The organism is Ruegeria sp. F11 (genome assembly GCF_056533855.1).
On the sequence record NZ_JBQFOW010000004.1, the window covers coordinates 88,795 to 107,632 of the forward strand.

Here is an 18,838-nt window from a genome sequence, read left to right on the forward strand (position 1 = left end):
TGATGGAAGAAATCTATGCAATCACCCTGTTCCTGTTTGTCCTGTTCCTGTTGTTGGGCACCGGGGTCTGGGTTGGGCTGGCCTTGATGGGCGTGGCCTGGGTGGGGATGGAACTGTTCACGACCCGCCCCGTCGGTGACACTATGATCACCACGATCTGGGCCTCGTCCTCCAGCTGGACCCTGACCGCGCTGCCCCTGTTCATCTGGATGGGAGAGATCCTGTTCCGAACACGGTTGTCCGAGGACATGTTTCGCGGCCTGTCCCCCTGGATGGCGCGCTTGCCCGGAGGGCTGGTGCACACCAATATCGTCGGATGCACGGTTTTTGCGGCTGTGTCGGGGTCGTCGGCGGCGACGCTGACCACAGTGGGCAAGATGTCGATCCCGGAACTGCGCGCCCGCAACTACCCCGAGCGGATCGTGATCGGCACATTGGCCGGGGCGGCAACGCTGGGCTTGATGATCCCGCCGTCACTTGCGCTGATCGTCTACGGTGTCACCGTGAATGAAAGCATCACGCAACTGTTCTTTGCAGGCGTATTTCCAGGCTTGTGTCTGGCGTTGATGTTCATGGGTTATGTGGCTCTGTATTCATGGTTCTCAGGGTCCTGGAACCCAAAGCAGGAAACGTTCATGAGCTTCGGCGACAAGCTGAAGAACTCGCGCTTTCTGATCCCGGTCATGTGTCTGATCTTTGTGGTGATCGGATCGATGTATGCGGGCCTGGCCACCGCGACCGAGGCTGCGGCCATCGGGGTCATCGGGTCACTCGTTCTGGCTGCAAGCCAGCGTTCGTTGAACTGGACCACGTTCACCGAAAGCCTGATGGGTGCGACACGGACATCGGCGATGATCGCTCTGATCCTGGCCGGGGCCGCGTTTTTGAAGCTGGCAATGGGCTTTACCGGTCTGCCGCGTGCATTGGCCGACGGAATTGCCTCGATGGAATTGTCGCGGTTCGAGCTGCTTATGATCCTTATGGTGTTCTACATCGTGCTGGGTATGTTTCTGGATGGCATTTCGTCGGTGGTGCTGACGATGGCCGTGGTTGAGCCGATGGTGCGTGAAGCGGGCATCGACCTGATCTGGTTCGGCATCTTTGTCGTCGTTGTGGTCGAAATGGCGCAGATCACGCCGCCCATCGGTTTTAACCTGTTCGTTCTGCAAGGCATGACTGAACACGAAATGGGATATATCACCCGCGCCGCTTTCCCGATGTTCATGATCATGGTGCTGATGTGCTTTGTTCTGATCTGGTTCCCGGACATAGCAATGTGGTTACCCGAAAACATGCGTCAGGCCCCCTGACAGGTGGGTGCCGTGCTCAGCTGGCTTGGGCGGCAGGGTCGATACTGCCTGATCGCCGGCCTGATCGCCGGTTTGCTGGCGCCCGACCTTGCCGAGTTTTTGCGCCCATGGATCGGGGTTCTGGTGGCAATCCTGCTGCTGGTGACGGGGATCCGCGTGGGCGCGCGCCAGGCATTTGGTTTGCGCGGTGACCTGATGCCAACGTTGCTGCGTATCGGGGTGTTGCAGACCCTGCTGCCGCTGATCGTGATTCTTGTGCTTGCAGCGACGGGCCTGTTGCAGTTTCCCTTGGCTATGGCGGTCTGTTTGATGCTTGCCGCGCCCTCGCTTACGGGGGCACCGAACTTCGCCATTATGATGGGTCAGGACCCCGCTCCGGGGATGCGGCTTTTGGTTATGGGGACAGGGTTGTTTCCCCTGACCGCTTTGCCGGTTTTTCTGATCCTCGATCCTGCCGGAGGTGGCGTACAAAGCGGGATCAGCCTGTCCCTTGGTCTTCTTGCAGCGATCCTTTTGTCTGTCGGGCTGGGCTTTGCCATACGGCACCTGTTTCCTGAGTTGGGAAAGCCAAGGGCCCTGGAAATGTTGGACGGGTGTTCTGCCCTGTTACTGGGTATCGTGGTGATCGGATTGATGAGCGCAATCGGCCCGCTTGTCCGTACCGATCCCGTTGCGATGCTAATGTGGTTGGTGGCAGCCCTTGCAATCAACTTTGCACTGGTCGCTTTGACCTTGTTCTTGTCGAGCGCGGCGCGGCTGGGCATGGCTATTCCAACGGCAATCTACGCCGGCAACCGCAATATCGCCCTATTCCTGATCGTTCTGCCGGACGAGGCCGCAGCCCCTTTGCTGGTTTTTGTGGGCTGCTATCAAATCCCAATGTATCTGACACCGATCCTGCTGACGCGTATCAACCTGATGATGTCACGCTAGTTCTGCCCGATTGGTCGGTCAGATTTCTACGATCAGCAACCACTTGGCAGCCGAATCTTTCTGACACCACCCGTTCGCTGGATAAGGCCACTATTTCAGCGCCGATGATCACTTCAGTTTGATGATGAACCCAGACCCGTCACAAACTCGTATGACGCCTCGACCAGATCGAACACAACTTCCAGCTCATCCGTGTTGACCGGTGTAAAAATCATGACAAAACCACCCCAACCCGGTCTTTGATCCGCCCATGGGTGGCTGACAGCCCAACCCTTGTCAGTTGCCGCCTGCGCAAGCGCCGGGGACAGCGACGCATGCAGACTACCATCTGGGTGCAAGTGGGCGAACTCACGACCACCCACAATAACCTCGGGTCGCGCCAGTTCGGTGTTTTCGGTGATCCAAAAGCCCAGAGCCCCTGGCAGGGATACGACCGTTTGCCGGATCTCAACGCCGGGCAGATTCGACACCTTTTTCAGAAGGGCCTCTGATATCTCCGGTACCGGCTCTACATCGATCTGAATATGCGGCACGCCATTTGTTGTTCGCGGGACTGGTGTTTCACGGACCGGCAGGTCTGTCAGGTCGGCCAACGCGAGCGAGGCCCCACAAACGCAGGTCAGGGGCGCCAGAAAGATGAGGTGACTTACCTTCATATTTTAATCTCCCTTCGATCAACTTCAGTCCGCTAAACGGTCATTCGTGGGATACGTACAGAGCCCCCGATAGCAAAAGTGCGGGGCTTTTGTTGTAAACTCCGGACGTAATCTATGAAAGCACCGGTAGTTGAAGCGTAAGGCTTGCCCCCTGTTCGGCCCGATTGATGGAAATCTGGCCCCCGTGGCGTTGCGCGACGCCCGACACTATCGACAATCCCAACCCGCTTCCGTCGGATGGTTCCAGTTGCGAAAATCGTCCAAAGGCCGTTTCGCTGTGTTCGGGGGACAGGCCCTTGCCATCGTCGGCCACAGTCAAAGCGACCGTGTCATTCCTGCGTGCCACGGTGACCGACACTTCGCTCAGGCCTTTGCCGCCATGCCTAAGCGCGTTGTCGAGAAGGTTCTTGATGGCCTCGCTCAGAAAGATCCTGTCTCCGGAAACCGGTATTCCCTCATTCGGCATGCTGAGTTCAAACTCGATACCTTTGGCAAGAAAGTGTACGCCCATGTCGGTGCAGACGTCTTCGACGATGTCCCGAAAATCGAACTCTTCGATCTTGTCTAGATGTGTTGGGTTCCGCAGACGTTCGAGAGACAGCAATTGCTCTGCGACATTCGCAGACCCTTTGGCCGCGATCACCAGATCGGCGATGCGCCTGTCCCTGTCCGCGTCGGTTTTTGCGTCCCGAAGAGCCTCGGCCATGGATTGAACCGCCGCTGCTGGATTCCGGAGTTGGTGGGCGGCTTCGGATATGAAGGTTTGATGCGCGGTGATGCTGCGTTCCACCTGACCGAACAGCCGGTTCAGGGTTTTGACGATGCCTTGTGCCTCGGAGGGAACCGGTCGTCTGATCTCACTCAGATCGTCGGGTGAACGCAGGTCGATTGCGTCCTGCAAATCCAGCAATGGCCGTAGACCGCGCGCGACGCCGAACCAGACGACAATCGCGAGGGTGGCCAGCAGGATACCCATCAGGATCGCGGCGCGCAGCGACAGTTCATTGGCAAAGGCGTTGCGGTCCGCGATGCGCTGCCAAGCCGTGACTGTCGCGTCACCCAGTAAATTTTCCTGTGTGACTCGTTCCGTCATTTTCAAAACGCGCACCGGCTCGCCCCGATACACCGCTTCAAAGAACTGCGGCTGGTACGCGTTCTGTTCCGAGGGGTCCGCGGAGGCCGGAGGATAGGCGTACCCCGTCACATAGATACCGCCGGGTCCGGTCACGTGGTAGAATACCTCTCCGCCCGACGCATCGCGGATCAGACTGCGCGTGGTGGGCGACAGGGCGTCGCCTTCGGAAACAGCCACATCGCGGGAAATCGCTAGACCGGCTGAGAGCAGGCTGTCGTCAAAAAGCTCCTGCGCTGTCTGTTGGGCGACCGTGAAGCGCCACAGCCCCAGCAGGATCGCGAGCAAAACGAGCGGGGTCAGGATCAGAACAAACAGCCTGAGCCGGAGTGAGCCGAGATGGATCACTGTTCTACCTCAAGCAGATACCCAAGGCCCCGGGCGGTTTTGATCCGGATGCCCAGTTCCTGCAGTCGCTTGCGCAGCCGCGACACATGCGGTTCGACGGCGGACGGTTCCACATCTGCGCCAACACCGTAGACATAATCGGTCAACTGGTTTTTCGGAACGATCCTTCCCCGACGCTCCAACAGGCATTCAAGCACGGCCATTTCCCGACGCGGAATATCCAGAACCTCGCCTTGTACGCTGACCTGACGCGCGGTCCGGTCGAATTCCAGATTACCGATCTGCTCGCGCGCGCCGTAATCAAGCTGTTTGCGGCGCGACAGCGCCCGGATGCGCGCTTCAAGCTCGTCCATCTCGAAGGGTTTGACCAGATAATCATCGGCCCCCATGTCCAGCCCGGACACCCGGTCGCTGGTTTCGGTCCGGGCGGTCAGCAGGATCACGGGCGCGCCGTTGCCCCGGTTGCGCAGGGATCGCAGGATCTCCAGCCCCGACCGGCCCGGCAGGTTGATATCCAGCACGATCAGATCCGCGCCTTCCTGCTGCAGATACAGGTGCGCCGCGTCGCCATCGGTCAGCACGTCGGCGGCATGGCCCCTGTCGCGCAGACGATAGGCGATGGCGTTGGCGAGGGGTTCATTATCCTCGACGATGACGATCCGCATCAGCTCTCCTGCAAGTTTCACGCAAGGTTGGCGTTCCATGATTGCCAGATGGGAGGGGGAATCAACCCCACAGTTCTATTTGCGATCACGGTAGCGCGAAGGGCGCTCGCGTGGTTGTCTGGTCAACAGGGAGGAACCAATGACCATTTCCAACTTCACCCGCCGCGCCGTCATAGGGCTGATTGCCGCCGCCGGTGTTGCAGCGCCTGCCGCCGCCGAGGTCGATTTCTCGGGCAAGACCATCGAATGGGTCATCCCGTTCTCGGAAACGGGTGGGTCTGCCAAATGGGCCAACTTCTTTGCACCGCTTTTGTCTGAAGCGTTGCCGGGGCAGCCAACCGTGGTGGTGAAATTCATGCCCGGTGCCGGTTCGACCAAAGGTGCCAACTGGTTTCAGGAGCAGGAGCACGATGATGGCACCCTGCTGTTCGGCACCTCTGGTTCCACCCAGTTCCCCTATCTGCTGAGCGATCCGCGCGTGCGTTATGAATATAACGACTGGATTCCGGTCATGGCGTCGGGCACCGGCGGTGTCGCTTATCTGAACGCCGAGGACGGGGCCAAGTTTGATGGCTCGGCCAATGCGCTGAAGGACACCAACTTCATCTACGGCTCGCAGGGCGCGACCCGTCTGGACCTTGTGCCGCTGCTGGCCTGGCAGATGCTGGGCATGAATGTGGAACCGGTCTTTGGCATCAAGGGCCGCGGTGACGGCCGCCTGATGTTCGAGCGTGGTGAGGCCAATATCGATTACCAGACCTCGTCCGGCTATCTGGGCGGATCGGCCCCGTTGGTCGAGGCCGGTCAAGCGGTGCCGATGATGACCTGGGGTGCACTGGATGCCGATGGCAACATCGTGCGCGATCCGACCTTCCCGGATATCCCAACCTTCAAAGAGGTCTGCGAAGCCACCGATGGCTGCGAAACCAGCGGTGAGGCATGGGATGCGTGGAAAGCCTTTTTTGTTGCCGGCTTCCCGGTGCAGAAACTGGCTTTCCTTCCCGGTGACACGCCGCCTGAGGTCGTCGATGCCTACACCGCCGCGTTCCAGGCCGTGACCGAACGGGGCGACTTTGCCGATATCTCCTCGAAACGGGTGGGCAAATATCCGGTGTTTGTAGGCGACGGCTCCAAATCAGCGCTGCAGACGGCGACCAATGTGGACGACAACGCCAAGCAATATGTCCTGAACTGGCTGAAAGAGGCTTACGGCGTCGAGCTGAACTAAGCCGACATGCCGCAGCGCGTGCCCCAGTGAAGGGCGCGCGCTTTTCTGCACACAAGACAAACAATGAAAGGCGACCGCTATGGAGGTTTTCGCCACCGCTCTACCTGCGCTCAGCGACGCGTGGGGTCTGATCCTGCAACCCATCGTTCTGGGCTACCTCGTTCTCGGTGTCGTTATGGGGCTGGCCGTGGGCGTCTTTCCGGGGCTGGGCGGCATCGCAGGTCTGTCCCTGTTGCTGCCTTTCATGTTCGGCATGGACCCGATCCTTGGTCTGGCGCTGATGATCGGGATGGTTGCCGTTGTGCCCACCTCGGACACCTTCGCCTCGGTTCTTATGGGCATTCCCGGCAGTTCCGCTTCGCAAGCGACGGTGCTGGACGGCTTCCCCATGGCCAAAAAGGGCGAGGCTGCGCGCGCGCTGTCGGCGGCCTTTTCCTCGTCGCTATTCGGCGGTCTGGTGGGCGCGACCTTCCTGACCATGTTCATCCTGATCGCACGTCCCATCGTTCTGGCCTTCGGCCTGCCCGAGATGTTGATGATCACCATTCTCGGCCTGTCGATGGTTGCCATCCTCGCCGGGCGCATCCCGCTGAAAGGCGTCGCCGCCGCCGGTCTGGGCCTGATGGTCGGCACGATTGGTGAGGCTGACGCAGGCGGGTCGCTGCGGATGGCGACCTATGACATTCCCTATCTGACGGACGGTCTGAAGCTGGTCATCGTCGGTCTGGGCATCTTTGCGGTGCCCGAGATCGTCTCGCTGCTGCGGCAGGACCGATCGATTGCCAAAGGGGCCTCGCTGGGGGCCGGTTGGCTGGACGGTGTCAAAGACTGGGCCGCCAATATCTGGCTGTCGGTCCGTTGTTCGATCATTGGCGTGGTGGTGGGCGTCATTCCCGGTCTTGGAGGTTCGGTTGTCGACTGGATCGCCTATGGCCATTCGGTTCAGTCCACCAAGGACAAAAGCAACTTCGGCAAAGGCGAAGTGCGCGGTGTGATCGGCCCGGAAAGCTCGAACAACGCGAAAGAGGGTGGGGGGCTTGTGCCAACCCTGCTGTTCGGCATCCCCGGTTCCGGCTCGATGGCGATCTTCATCGGTGCCGTAGCACTGCTGGGCTCCGGTGATATCGAGGTCGGTCCGAGCATGCTCAAGGACAATCTCGATATCACCTATTCGATTGTCTGGCTGCTGGCGCTGGCCAACGTTGTCGGCACCATCCTGTGCATCGCGGCTTCGGGCGGGATCGCCAAGCTGACCACGATCCGCTTCACCTTTCTGGCGCCGTTCCTGTTCATGCTGATCAGCTTTGCAGCCTTCCAGTCCGGGCAAAACTTCGAAGACCTTCTGGCCCTGTTCGTGATCGGCCTGATCGGCATCTTCCTGCGCCGCTTCGACTGGTCGCGCCCGGCTTTCCTGATCGGGTTCGTGCTGTCAAACCCGGTTGAGAAGTTCACCAATCAGGCGTTCCAGATCGCCTCATTCCGGTTCCGCAAAAGCTTCGGCGAGGGGATGGAATATGTCTTCAGCCCCATCGTTATCGTGCTGATCGTCGTCACTGTGGCGTCGGTCATTCTGGGCATTCGTCAGGCCAAGATGATCATGGCCGAAGGTGATGTACAGGCCGGGCACAAACGCGCGCCGCTGGTCTTCCTGCTGGTCATCATGGCCTATCTGATCGTCGCTTTGGTCAACGCCAACATGATTCCCGACTACAACATGACCGACAAAGTCATCCCGCTGGTGATCGGCAGCGTTTCCCTGTTCTGCTGCGTGATCCTTCTGATCCAGATGATGCGGCGGCCCGAGGGCGATGCGATCTTTGCCGACAAGGAAATCGCCGGTGAAGACGCCAGTGCCCCCCACGGTCTGTGGTCCACACTGGCCTGGTTCGCGAGCCTGATCGCAGCCACATGGGTCTTGGGCTTCATCCTTGCGCTGCTGGGCTTCCTGATCGCCTTCTTCCGCATTCGGGCCGGTGCCAGTTGGCAGATGACCCTGATCCTGACCGCCTGCGGCATCGGCTTCATGTGCCTGATGGCGGGCGCACTGAACCGCGACTTCCCACCGGGTCTGTTGCAGGACATGGTGGATCTGCCGTGGCCGCTGAAATGAGCCGCGCCGTGAAACAAACCGCAATCCCCTACATCTTCATGCGCGGCGGCACCTCGCGTGGGCCTTATTTTCGCAAGTCCGACCTTCCCGAGGATCAGGGGGTTCTGGCCGACGTCCTGATCGCCGCGGTTGGGGCCGGTCACCCGCTGAACATCGACGGGATCGGCGGCGGCGCGGCGGTGACGACCAAGGTGGCCATGCTGTCGGTCAGTGACGATGACTGGGCCGATATCGACTATTTCTTCGCCCAGGTCTCGGTCGAGGAGAAGCTGGTGGATTTCAAACCGACCTGCGGCAACATCCTGTCCGGGGTTGGTCCCGCTGCAATCGAGATGGGTTTGACCCGGCCCAATGGGGATCAGACCGAAATCCGCATCCGCGCCGTCAATACAGGCGCCCAGGTTGTCGCCCAGGTGCAGACGCCGGGCGGCGAACTGACCTACGACGGGGGTGCCGAAATCGCCGGTGTTCCGGGATACGCCGCGCCGGTGCAACTTAGCTTCATGGGGGTTGTCGGCTCATCGACCGGGGCCTTTCTGCCCACCGGACATCTGCGCGACACCGTACTGGGGGTTGAGTTGACCTGCATGGATGTCGCCATGCCCATGGCCATTGCGCGGGCGTCCGATTTTGGCCTGACCGGGTATGAAAGCGCGGAAGAACTGGACGCCAACCGCGCCTTTTTTGACCGGATGGAGGCCATTCGGATCGAAGCAGGGCAGTTGATGGGCATGGGCGATGTCTCCCAGTCGGTCACGCCCAAATTCGGGCTTCTCGCCCCCGCTCGAGATGGGGGTACCATCACCGTTCGGTATTTCATGCCGTGGAAAACGCACCCGACGATGGCGGTCACCGGCGCGCAATGCATGGCCTCCTGCGCCTTGACGCCGGGAACCGTGGCGGACGGGCTACTGAACAGGGGCAACTCCAGACCGGCGCAGGTGGTTCTGGAACATGCCTCTGGGATCATCGACGTTCTGGTGGATTTCTCAACGGACGAGGGGTTTTTGCTGAACTCTGCCGGTCTGATACGCACCGCGCGCAAGCTGGCCGATGGGTATATCTATGTCCCCAACAGCGTCTGGAACGGGAGTTGATTGGCCTCCACCAGTTCGGTATACTAAGGTATACAATAAGGAGGCCCCTATGACGGACTATTCTGAATGCCTCGACATCGCCCGGCAGGAACTCAAGCTGGCACAGGCCGCGCTGCGACGAGACATGGCGCGGTACCCGACACCGATTGCGGGGTGCGACGTGCAGTTCAATCACCTGCTCGATCAAAGCGAACGGGTTCGCAGCGCGCTGGCGGCCCTTGAAGCGCCAAATTTTGTTCCGACACCCCGAAACCTGGCCCCCGGGCGGAGTATCGAAAGCCGATGAAAGTTCACATTCTGGATGACTGGTTCGACACGCTGCGCGGGTTGCCTTGCTTTGCCAAGCTGGCCGAACATGAGGTGACGGTCTGGACCGATCACGTCGAAGACACCGCCAGCCTAGCCTTGCGGTTGCAGGAGGCCGAGGCAGTCGTGCTGTTCCGGGAGCGTACCAAAGTGACGCGAGAGTTGCTTGCAGACTTGCCCCATCTGAAACTGATCAGCCAGCGCAGCGTGTATCCTCATGTGGACGTGCAGGCCTGTTCGGATCATGGCGTGCTGTTGTGCTCGAATATGCATGCAGGCACTCCGTCCTACGCGGCTGCCGAGTTGACCTGGGCGCTGATCATGGCCGGGATGCGCGATTTGCCGGGGCAAATGGCCTCTGTCAAGGCGGGGCGCTGGCAGGCCGGGGTCGGCAAGACGCTGAGGGGGCGGCAGTTGGGGCTTTACGGCTATGGCCGCATCGCCCGCGCGGTTGCGGGCTATGCCGATGCGTTTGGGATGAATGTGGTCTGGTGGTCTTCGGAGGACGGCCGGGCGCGGGCGCAGGCCGATGGGATGCAGGTCGCGACCAGCCGTCGGGCTTTCTTTGCGGACAGCGACGTGGTCTCGGTTCATGTGCGCCTGAAACCGGACACGCGCGGGATCATCACCGTATCGGATTTCGCGCAGATGCAGCCGGGCGCGCTGTTCGTGAATACCTCAAGGGCAGGGCTGATCGCACCCGGTGCTTTGCTTGAGGCGCTCAATGCCGGTCGCCCCGGCAAAGCGGCGATTGACGTCTTCGACGCTGAGCCGCTGACCAATCCGAACGATCCGCTGCTGTCACATCCCAACCTGATCTCGACGCCGCATATCGGTTTCGTGACCGAGGACGAGTTCGACCTGCAATTCGCTGACATCTTCGATCAGGTGAACGCCTATGCCAATGGCGCGCCGATCCACATGATCAATCCTGAGGTTTGGACCGGCGCGTAGCCAGACGGGCCGCCACGAAGGTCACAGGCACGATCCGCGTCAAATGGTGGGGAAACTCCGGAACGGCCCCGTCCGTAGGGTCGGGTTTTGACCGTATTGACTCGATATGTATCCATATGTATACAAATGGACGCAACGCAGCTGCGAACCCACGTTAGCCCAGCGGCTGAGGCTAAATTCGGTAGGTAAAACAGGACATGGCCCCCAAAAAGGAAGCTTACGATATCGCTGTGATCGGCGGCGGAAATGCAGCCCTCTGCGCCTCGATGACCGCGGCTGAGGCCGGTGCCCGCGTTCTGATCCTTGAAACGGCGCCGAAGCCCTATCGCGGGGGCAACTCGCGCCACACCCGCAACTTTCGCTGCATGCACGGCGCCCCTCTGGGTCCGTTAATTGAAGATTACAGCGAAGACGAATACCTCTCGGACCTACTGAAGGTCACCGGCGGCAAAACCGATGAACATCTCGCTCGTTTGGCGATCCGCACCTCGGAAGAATGCCTGCCTTGGATGGAGGCGCACGGGGTGCGCTTTCAACCTTCGCTGTCCGGCACATTGTCGCTGGCGCGCACCAATGCGTTCTTCATGGGGGGCGGGAAATCTCTGGTGAACGCCTATTACCGAACAGCGGCCGGTCTGGGCGTTGATGTGCTGTATGAGGCCGCCGTCACGCATCTGGAATTAAGTGGCGATCGGATCGAGTGGGTGGACTACACCTATGCAGGGCAATCCCACCGGATCACGCCGAAAGCGGTCATCGTTGCCTCGGGCGGGTTTCAGGCGGATACCGATTGGCTGACCCGCGCCTGGGGCGCGCCTGCAAAGAACTTCCTGATCCGTGGCACGCCGTATAACCGCGGCGTGGTGCTGGCCGACCTTCTGGATCAAGGGGTCGAGAGCGTCGGCGACCCGACCCAATGCCACGCTGTGGCCATTGACGGGCGCGCGCCGAAATTCGATGGCGGCATCGTCACCCGTCTGGACTGCGTGCCGTTTTCCATCGTCGTGAACAAAGACGCGGAACGGTTCTGTGACGAAGGCGAGGATGTCTGGCCCAAACGCTACGCGATCTGGGGGCGTCTGGTGGCGGGCCAGCCGGATCAGGTGGGCTATGTGATCATCGATGCCAAGTCGCTGAACCTGTTTATGCCTTCGGTCTTTCCGCCATTAAAAGCGGATACTCTGGACGAGCTGGCGGGCTTGCTGGGCCTTCCCGCCGACAAGCTGACGGCCACCGTCAATGACTTCAACCAAGCCTGCGGCGACACCAGTGGCTTTTATCCGACCGAACTGGACGGTGTCGCGACCACCGGCCTGACCCCGCCCAAAACCAATTGGGCCCGCCCGATCACCGAGCCGCCCTTCTATGGCTACTCGCTGCGCACCGGCGTGACCTTCACCTATCTGGGGCTCAGGGTTGATGACACAGCCCAGTGTTCGACCTCCAACGGCAAGATCAAAAACCTCTGGGCGGCGGGGGAAACCATGGCCGGGTCGATCCTTGGCCAAGGCTATCTGGCCGGGTTCGGCATGACCATCGGAACCGTTTTCGGACGCATCGCAGGACGTGAGGCCGCAGCCTATGCAAACTGAACTGATACAAGAGGCCCGCCGTCAGGCCGAGATCTGCAACGCCTGCCGGTACTGTGAGGGCTATTGCTCGGTCTTTCCATCCCTGCATGCGCGGCGGGCATTCTCGTATGGAGACATCACCCAACTGGCCAATCTCTGCCACAACTGCAGGGGGTGCTACTATGCTTGCCAATACACGGCTCCGCACGAGTTCGACCTGAACCTGCCCAAAGCGCTGGCCGAGGTGCGCAGGGACAGTTGGGAAAGCTTTGCCTGGCCGCAGCCTCTGGCGCGTCGGTTTCATACCCATGGCGGGGCCATCGCCCTGGCGCTGGTGGTCGGGTTTGCCCTGATGTTCTGGGCTATCCGCGCCATCGGATCGAGCGGGGGCGAGGGCTTCTACGCCGTCCTGTCCCACACTGCGATGGTAGCGATCTTCACCCCCGCTTTCCTGCTGCCGCTGGTCAGCATCGGCATCAGCCTACGGCGCTATTGGCATGCGGTCGGCGGCGAACCCGTCCAAATTTCCGACCTGATGGCCGCCTGCAAACGCGCGGGCAAGATGCAGGATCTGGCTGCCGGACATGGCGAGGGCTGCAACTTCGAGGACGAAGACCGGTTCAGTCAGGCCCGACGTCATATTCATCAGGCTATCCTGTACGGCTTCCTGTTGTGCTTTGCCTCGACCTCGGTGGCGACTGTTCTGCATTACGGCTTTGGGCTGCACGCGCCCTACGGATTCTGGTACTTGCCCAAACTGCTCGGGATTTCCGGCGGTCTTCTTCTGACAGTGGGTTGTGGTGCGATGGCGCATCTCAAGCAGAAATCCGACCGCGATCTCGGCGATCCGTCAGCCTGGGGCGGCGAGATCGGCTTCATCCTGTTGCTTGGGTTTGTCGGGCTGAGCGGGCTTATCCTTTTTGCCCTCGGCTCAACACCGCTGATGCCAGTTCTGCTCGCCATTCATCTCGGATCGGTTCTGACATTCTTTCTACTGACGCCCTACACCAAAATGGCCCACGGGTTTTATCGGCTTGCAGCGCTTGTCCGGGATGCGCAGCGTCAACGGGTCTGACTGGGTATGCACTGGCCGGGTTCTGTTGCGAAGTGTTAGGTGACGGAAGAAAACACACCGGACGGATGGGCTAAGAAGCCAGTTCCGCGAATTGGCGAAACGGACGGTTTCCGGGCGTGAATCGAACTTTGCGGATCAGTTCTATGCCTGCCTGGACAGATGCGGCTGATGAGAGAGATTTGAAACCCAGCATGAGTCTGATCCGTCGTTTGATGAAAGGGTGATCCTGTTCGATGATGGTATCGAGGTATTTCCGCCTGACCATATCGATCAGGATCGGGCAATCAAAGCTCTTGAGCATCTTGTTGATGGCTTTGATGCCAGCCGCATTGGCAACATTTTTTTGGCGACAATCTTCCATGGCAAACCGCTTACCCCGAGAGCGCGCGCGAAGAACCTCGCCGCAGCGGCCTTATTCCGTTGCTCAGATAGCATGAAAGCCAGTGTCTTGCCGTTTTTGTCGATGGCTGGATAAAGGTAAAACCACTCACACTTCACTTCCTCATAAGTCCCATCCATGTGCCATAAATGGTCAGCGGGACGCTATTTGTACGGCGAAGCATCAGCTACTAGACCAGCGAATAGTCTCACCCACAGGTTCAGAGTTGCATGACCGAGTTCAACGCCTCTTTCCGCCACAATTTACTACAAGCCCGATATGATACGCCGTATCCACGATAGAAGAAAAAACGTACAAGATCACTTCTTTTGGAGAATGCGCGAACTTTAACGAGATTGTCACCGTCTGCTCCGGTCATTCAGAGCACGGACTACCAAAACGAAGCGTCGTCTGACAGGTGGACATTAAGTTTGCGACGGAATCCTCGGAGTTGCGAGCTTTATGAAGTGGCAATCAAACTGCGGCATTCGATCGGGCCTTAGGAACTTGGTTGATATTTGCTGCGGCGGGTTTTTCCGATCTAAGTGCCCGAGATATACGCGCGGGTCATTTCTGCCGTAACGGCGGGAAGGATAAGGCTTATGTGACCATGACCGGACGCAACAAAAACCCTTGGGTTTTGCGGTGTTGGACCGATGGTGGATAACGAATCCGGTGTGCTGGGCCGGTCACCCGACCAAAGCGCTGCGGTTTGATCTCCGATCCCTATGATCTTCTCAGCTTTCCGGAAAATCGGCCCCATCCGCGTATAATCCGGAGGGCGGCTGGCCGAGGTAAACCCAGCCTCGGTTCTAAGTCGCAATCCGTCGGGCATCGGAGATGCCACGACGCGGATGTCAACAAACAATGCGGATCGTTCAAACGCGCGGGCCTGTCGAACCGCTTTTGAAAGCCATGGTCGGCAATGATGGGAACTTTAATACCAAGAAGTTTCAAGAAGCTTTGGCAGCCAACCCCCGCGGCCAGAACCGCACATCGAAATCGTGGTCACCTGCTTTCCGTATTTACCTTTACGTCCGTTGGTGAAAGAGAAAGCTTCAGAACATTCTCTTGTCGAATGCCGACAAAAGCGCATCTAGCATGGCTTCTGACGAAATAACTTGACTGACGTTCCGAAACAGCGTGGCGCTTTGGACAAGATCAGTAAAGCGAGCGGATACCAGACCGGGTTCGATCTCAAAAAGCTCGCCGGCGGAAAGTTCCTCGACGCAGGTGCCCAACCTCCGGCGCCTTCACAAAGTGCTTTTAGCTGCAAGCGCCGACTCCTCTGAGAGGTAAAGCTACTTCCATTGCCTTGAAGAAAAACGCTCGCGCCTTCGAAGAGGCGCGCGAGGTCTGTAACGAATATGGGCGCTTCTTGCAAAAAACGCGGAATATTAGGGGGTTCCACCCAATCTGTCGCTGTGTGAGTCAGGGGACCAAGAATTGTGATCCGTTCTCGCCGTTCAGTGCATCGCTTAATTTTCTTTGACCACAATCCTCAAAATCCTGCGCACAAGGGGCGCGACGATCAACACGATTGGAAACGAGAATACCCAAGCTGCCAGCCACGCTGCAAACCACTTGCTGAAGAAATCGACGACGAATCCAATGTTCGAATATGTCGCCAGTCCGGCAACCATGCAGGACATCATCCCGGACAAGATGAAACCAAAGGCAAGCGACTCGAACTTTTTGGGGATGAAGGGTGCCATATCGCCTGCTTTACACCGTTGCACCTAAACGATGGCCGCCGAGTGCCAGACGTTTTTGACGTCCATGTAGTTGTCGAGGCCTTCAGTGCCACCTTCACGCCCATAACCACTGGACTTGACGCCGCCGAACGGCGTTTCGGGCATGGACGCCTCGAGCGTGTTTATGGAGAGATTTCCAACCTCAACTTCGTCGATCAGACGGTCAATGTAATCGGCGCGGTTGGTAAACGCATAGCCCGCGAGGCCGTAGGGGACCGAATTTGCTTGTGCCATCGCCTCATCCAGCGAAGAGACCGGGTTTATCACAGCGACCGGGCCAAACGGCTCTTCCTGCATGATCCGCGCAGTTTGCGGTACGTTCAGCAGAACCGTGGGCTGGAAGAAATACCCGCTGTCCCCATGCCGCGCGCCGCCGGTGGCCAGTGTTGCGCCTTTCGCAACGGCGTCTTCGACCAACGACGTTAGCACGGGGATGCGGCGTTCGTTTGCGGTTGGTCCCATTTCGACGCCCGCTTCCATACCGTTTCCGACGACAGTTGCCTTGGCGCGCTCAACAAAACCGGCGGCATAGTCATCAAAGATGCTTTTGTGGGCAAAGAACCGGGTCGGTGATGTGCAGACTTGGCCCGCATTGCGCATCTTGCGAACGGCGCTCGATACGGCGGCGGACTGCACATCTGTGTCTTCGCAGACGATGACCGGCGCATGTCCACCCAATTCCATCAGCACGCGCGTATCGTTTTGCGCGGCCATCGTCGTCAGATGTCGACCAACGGTCGTGGACCCTGTGAAGGCGACCAGGCGCACGGGTTTTTGCGGGATCAAGTAGCCCGAGATGTCGGCGGGGTTTCCGAAGACAAGGTTCAATACCCCCGCTGGCAGCCCGGCATCTTCGAAGGCTTTGACAATATGGATTGCGCCTGCAGGGGTCTCTTCTGCCGCCTTCAGGATGATCGAGCAGCCCGAGGCCAGCGCCCCCGCGATCTTGCGTGCAGGCTGGCTCATGGGGAAGTTCCACGGCGAGAACGCTGCAACCACACCGACGGGCTGGTGATGCACTGCAAATTTGTGTCCCCGCGCCGACGGAATGATCCGGCCATAGGTGCGCATGGCCTCGCCTGCGTCCCATTCAAAAAACTCGGCGCCGCGAATAACCTCCAGCCGGGCTTGGGGCAGCGGCTTGCCATGCTCCAATGTGATCGAGGTCGCGATCTCGTCCTGACGTTCCCGCATAAGGGCGGCGGCGCGCAGGATCGTGTCGGCCCGTTCGCGCGGAGAGGTTTTGCGCCAAATCTCGAACCCTTTGTCGGCAGCTTCCAGCGCGGCGTCCAGATCGGTCGGACCGGCGCAGGGCAGGCGCCCGATCTCTTGCTCAGTGGCCGGGTTGATCACTGGCATATCCGATTCCGCCTTCCGCCATTCCCCGCCAATGAACAAATTCAGATCAGGATACATCTGTACGCGCCTCCAATTACATTGCCTCCAGATCACCCGTCACCTGCGCTCGCCTCAAGGAAATTGGATGAATACTGATATCGGATTGCGGAATATCAGGCTTTGGTTGCTACGCTGACAGCGATTGGGCTGCCGCATGCAGTGCCGATTTGAAAGCACGCCCCGCGGGGGACAGATCATCCCCGACGCGAAGTGAAACGCCAATGGGGCCGTGACCAAACGGCACCTGCCAGTCAAGTTCAACAAGATGGTTGCCTGCAACGTCATGCGAGACAACAGCAGCGGGCATTAGACCGATCAGATGGCGCGATTGCAAAAGCGCCCGGTTGGTCAGGTACGAGACGCTTTCAATGGCGACTTTTGGTACGTATTGCTGCTGCCGGACAAAGAACTGATCGACTTGTCGCCTCAATGTCGTTTCCAAGGGCGGTAAAATCCATCCGAACGGTTTCGTCTGGGCAAAGCTTACGTCGCTTATCTGCGCCAAAGGATGATCCGGGCCAACCACAGCAAGAATACGATCTTCAAACAATTTCTCCTGGCGCAATTTATCGCGATGCCTTTGCGAAGGCAGGCGTCCAACAACCATGTCAATTTCACCGGACAGAAGGCCGGGCATCAGAACCTCGTTTGTGCCTTCACTGATCTTGATCGCCACATTCGGACGCTTTTCCAGAAGGATTTCGATGGCTTTGGGCAACAGGCTGGTTGACGCCGCAAGCAATGTGCCGACGACAACCCGACCGGCATTGCCTTCGCTCAGGTCGTCCAGTTCCTGCGCGGCATTCGAAATCTGCGCAAAGATCAGCTTACCGTGACGGATCAGTGTTTCACCGAAGATTGTTGGTACGACGCCCCGGTTGGTGCGGTCAAACAGCTTGACCTCAAAGTCCAGTTCCAAATCCTGGATCATCTTGGTCGCGGCGGGTTGCGACATGCTCAACGACCGCGCCGCATTCTGGATGTTGCCATGCGTGCCAACGGCCACCAGCAGACGCAACTGCCGCAGCTTCAGCCGGGTCAGCGCACGGTCAACGATCCGGGCGTGGCGGTCAATCATAGTGAAATACCCGCTGAGATTTGGTCAAGCTTGCTCAGTACGCTCATCGCAGTCAAAGCAGAAGAGCGGGGATTTTCAGGCAGGGAATTTCCGCTGATCCGGAACTGAAACTGGCCGAAATCGCCTTGGGCGGTGACCTCGTGAATGTTCTGCGAGACCTCTGCATCCGCAATCAGCCGAACCTTTGTGTCATCAAATCCGAGGCCTGCAAGCGCAACGGCCGCTGCGACATTGGCGTTCTTGGGATATTCCAGCGCGGCGGCACGGGCGCTGCCTTCGAAATGTAGATATGCGCCTTTGGTCAGCCCGTCCAAATCCAGCTTGCCCTCGGCCGGGGACCCTTTCCATCCCTGTGGGGGTTTCCGGCCCGTATAGGTCACAGATGTCAACCTGCCCATGCGCGCAGCAGCCAAACAATCCAGCGCCCCGATGGCACCGCTGGCCAGATGCAATTGCGACCCTCCTGCCTTGGCCGCGTCGCGCAAGGTGGCCTCGGTTTCCGGATTGGCCAGGGCCCCAATTGAAACGGTGATCATGCTGAGACCCCGCGCCAGGATTTGCGGGCCGTGTGCCGTCAGAGCCTCGTGCCCCGCGCAGTCGATCATCAGATCAAGGTCGCGCGGAAGCGCCTCGACCGATCCGACCTCTGGGACCGCACCGTCCGCCACTTTTTCCGGTCGCAGCAGGACGGCACCCAGCTGATGCCCGTTCGAGGCAAGAGCATCCCCTACATATCGCGCGATTGCGCCTTTGCCGATCAATCCAACTTTCATGGGACGACACTAGGCCATCATAAGGTTCTGAGGAATTACAAAGCGTCTGATATCCGTTTTTTCGATATCCA

The 18,838-nt window shown here is 59.2% G+C and carries 17 protein-coding genes and 1 pseudogene; 9 read left to right on the forward strand and 9 right to left on the reverse strand.

The window, feature by feature from the left end; all coding sequences use genetic code 11:
- Window positions 1–2 precede the first annotated feature (2 nt).
- Both ACR0NJ_RS06595 and ACR0NJ_RS06600 read left to right on the forward strand, forming a co-directional pair.
- Entirely contained in the window at window positions 3–1,310 is a 1,308-nt protein-coding gene (locus tag ACR0NJ_RS06595) for a TRAP transporter large permease (RefSeq protein ID WP_480816335.1), read from the forward strand.
- A gap of 12 nt (window positions 1,311–1,322) precedes the next feature.
- Window positions 1,323–2,243 carry a hypothetical protein gene (locus ACR0NJ_RS06600; protein ID WP_480816336.1) on the forward strand — a complete coding sequence of 307 codons (921 nt, stop codon included), beginning with the start codon at window positions 1,323–1,325 and terminating at the stop codon, window positions 2,241–2,243.
- A 113-nt stretch (window positions 2,244–2,356) separates the two neighbouring features.
- Here ACR0NJ_RS06600 and ACR0NJ_RS06605 read toward each other — a convergent pair whose 3' ends face one another.
- The 3 genes from ACR0NJ_RS06605 to ACR0NJ_RS06615 all read right to left on the reverse strand — a co-directional run bounded on the left by ACR0NJ_RS06605 (window position 2,357) and on the right by ACR0NJ_RS06615 (window position 5,044).
- Window positions 2,357–2,899, reverse strand: coding sequence for a luciferase domain-containing protein (locus ACR0NJ_RS06605; protein ID WP_480816337.1), 543 nt, complete (start codon window positions 2,897–2,899; stop codon window positions 2,357–2,359).
- Window positions 2,900–3,011: 112 nt separating this feature from the next.
- Window positions 3,012–4,379 (reverse strand): sensor histidine kinase, encoded by a 1,368-nt coding sequence (locus tag ACR0NJ_RS06610; protein WP_480816338.1) that lies wholly within the window; start codon window positions 4,377–4,379, stop codon window positions 3,012–3,014.
- Window positions 4,376–5,044, reverse strand: a complete 669-nt coding sequence (locus tag ACR0NJ_RS06615; protein ID WP_480816339.1) for a response regulator transcription factor — start codon at window positions 5,042–5,044, stop codon at window positions 4,376–4,378. Before ACR0NJ_RS06615 ends, ACR0NJ_RS06610 begins: the two co-directional genes overlap by 4 nt.
- A gap of 139 nt (window positions 5,045–5,183) precedes the next feature.
- On the opposite strand from ACR0NJ_RS06615, the gene ACR0NJ_RS06620 reads away from it, so the two are divergent.
- From ACR0NJ_RS06620 to tcuB, 7 genes are all read left to right on the forward strand, one after another.
- Window positions 5,184–6,272 (forward strand): tricarboxylate transporter, encoded by a 1,089-nt coding sequence (locus ACR0NJ_RS06620; protein ID WP_480816340.1) that lies wholly within the window; start codon window positions 5,184–5,186, stop codon window positions 6,270–6,272.
- A gap of 79 nt (window positions 6,273–6,351) precedes the next feature.
- Window positions 6,352–8,382, forward strand: coding sequence for a tripartite tricarboxylate transporter permease (locus ACR0NJ_RS06625; RefSeq protein ID WP_480816341.1), 2,031 nt, complete (start codon window positions 6,352–6,354; stop codon window positions 8,380–8,382).
- An 8-nt stretch (window positions 8,383–8,390) separates the two neighbouring features.
- Window positions 8,391–9,479 carry a 4-oxalomesaconate tautomerase gene (locus ACR0NJ_RS06630; protein WP_480816342.1) on the forward strand — a complete coding sequence of 363 codons (1,089 nt, stop codon included), beginning with the start codon at window positions 8,391–8,393 and terminating at the stop codon, window positions 9,477–9,479.
- Between the two features lie 49 nt (window positions 9,480–9,528).
- The gene (locus ACR0NJ_RS06635) at window positions 9,529–9,765 is read left to right on the forward strand and encodes a hypothetical protein (protein WP_480816343.1); all 237 of its coding nucleotides are present in this window, start codon (window positions 9,529–9,531) and stop codon (window positions 9,763–9,765) included.
- Complete coding sequence (locus tag ACR0NJ_RS06640; protein ID WP_480816344.1) at window positions 9,762–10,739, forward strand: D-2-hydroxyacid dehydrogenase family protein; 978 nt, start codon at window positions 9,762–9,764, stop codon at window positions 10,737–10,739. Before ACR0NJ_RS06635 ends, ACR0NJ_RS06640 begins: the two co-directional genes overlap by 4 nt.
- A 197-nt stretch (window positions 10,740–10,936) precedes the next feature.
- Window positions 10,937–12,331 (forward strand): FAD-dependent tricarballylate dehydrogenase TcuA, encoded by a 1,395-nt coding sequence (gene tcuA / locus ACR0NJ_RS06645; RefSeq protein ID WP_480816345.1) that lies wholly within the window; start codon window positions 10,937–10,939, stop codon window positions 12,329–12,331.
- Window positions 12,321–13,385 carry a tricarballylate utilization 4Fe-4S protein TcuB gene (gene tcuB, locus ACR0NJ_RS06650; protein WP_480816346.1) on the forward strand — a complete coding sequence of 355 codons (1,065 nt, stop codon included), beginning with the start codon at window positions 12,321–12,323 and terminating at the stop codon, window positions 13,383–13,385. The genes tcuA and tcuB overlap by 11 nt, the downstream gene beginning before the upstream one ends.
- Before the next feature lie 70 nt (window positions 13,386–13,455).
- Here the strand turns inward: tcuB and ACR0NJ_RS06655 are convergent.
- From ACR0NJ_RS06655 to ACR0NJ_RS06680, 6 genes and pseudogenes are all read right to left on the reverse strand, one after another.
- Window positions 13,456–14,127 (reverse strand): annotated as a pseudogene (locus ACR0NJ_RS06655) (IS6 family transposase).
- A gap of 178 nt (window positions 14,128–14,305) precedes the next feature.
- Window positions 14,306–14,611, reverse strand: coding sequence for an FAD-dependent oxidoreductase (locus tag ACR0NJ_RS06660; RefSeq protein ID WP_480816521.1), 306 nt, complete (start codon window positions 14,609–14,611; stop codon window positions 14,306–14,308).
- 631 nt (window positions 14,612–15,242) lie between these two features.
- Complete coding sequence (locus tag ACR0NJ_RS06665) at window positions 15,243–15,479, reverse strand: DUF2798 domain-containing protein (protein ID WP_480816347.1); 237 nt, start codon at window positions 15,477–15,479, stop codon at window positions 15,243–15,245.
- A 24-nt stretch (window positions 15,480–15,503) separates the two neighbouring features.
- Window positions 15,504–16,934, reverse strand: a complete 1,431-nt coding sequence (locus tag ACR0NJ_RS06670; protein WP_480816348.1) for an NAD-dependent succinate-semialdehyde dehydrogenase — start codon at window positions 16,932–16,934, stop codon at window positions 15,504–15,506.
- A 109-nt stretch (window positions 16,935–17,043) separates the two neighbouring features.
- Complete coding sequence (locus tag ACR0NJ_RS06675; protein WP_480816349.1) at window positions 17,044–17,994, reverse strand: LysR substrate-binding domain-containing protein; 951 nt, start codon at window positions 17,992–17,994, stop codon at window positions 17,044–17,046.
- The gene (locus ACR0NJ_RS06680; protein WP_480816350.1) at window positions 17,991–18,767 is read right to left on the reverse strand and encodes an aspartate dehydrogenase; all 777 of its coding nucleotides are present in this window, start codon (window positions 18,765–18,767) and stop codon (window positions 17,991–17,993) included. Before ACR0NJ_RS06680 ends, ACR0NJ_RS06675 begins: the two co-directional genes overlap by 4 nt.
- Window positions 18,768–18,838 lie beyond the last annotated feature (71 nt).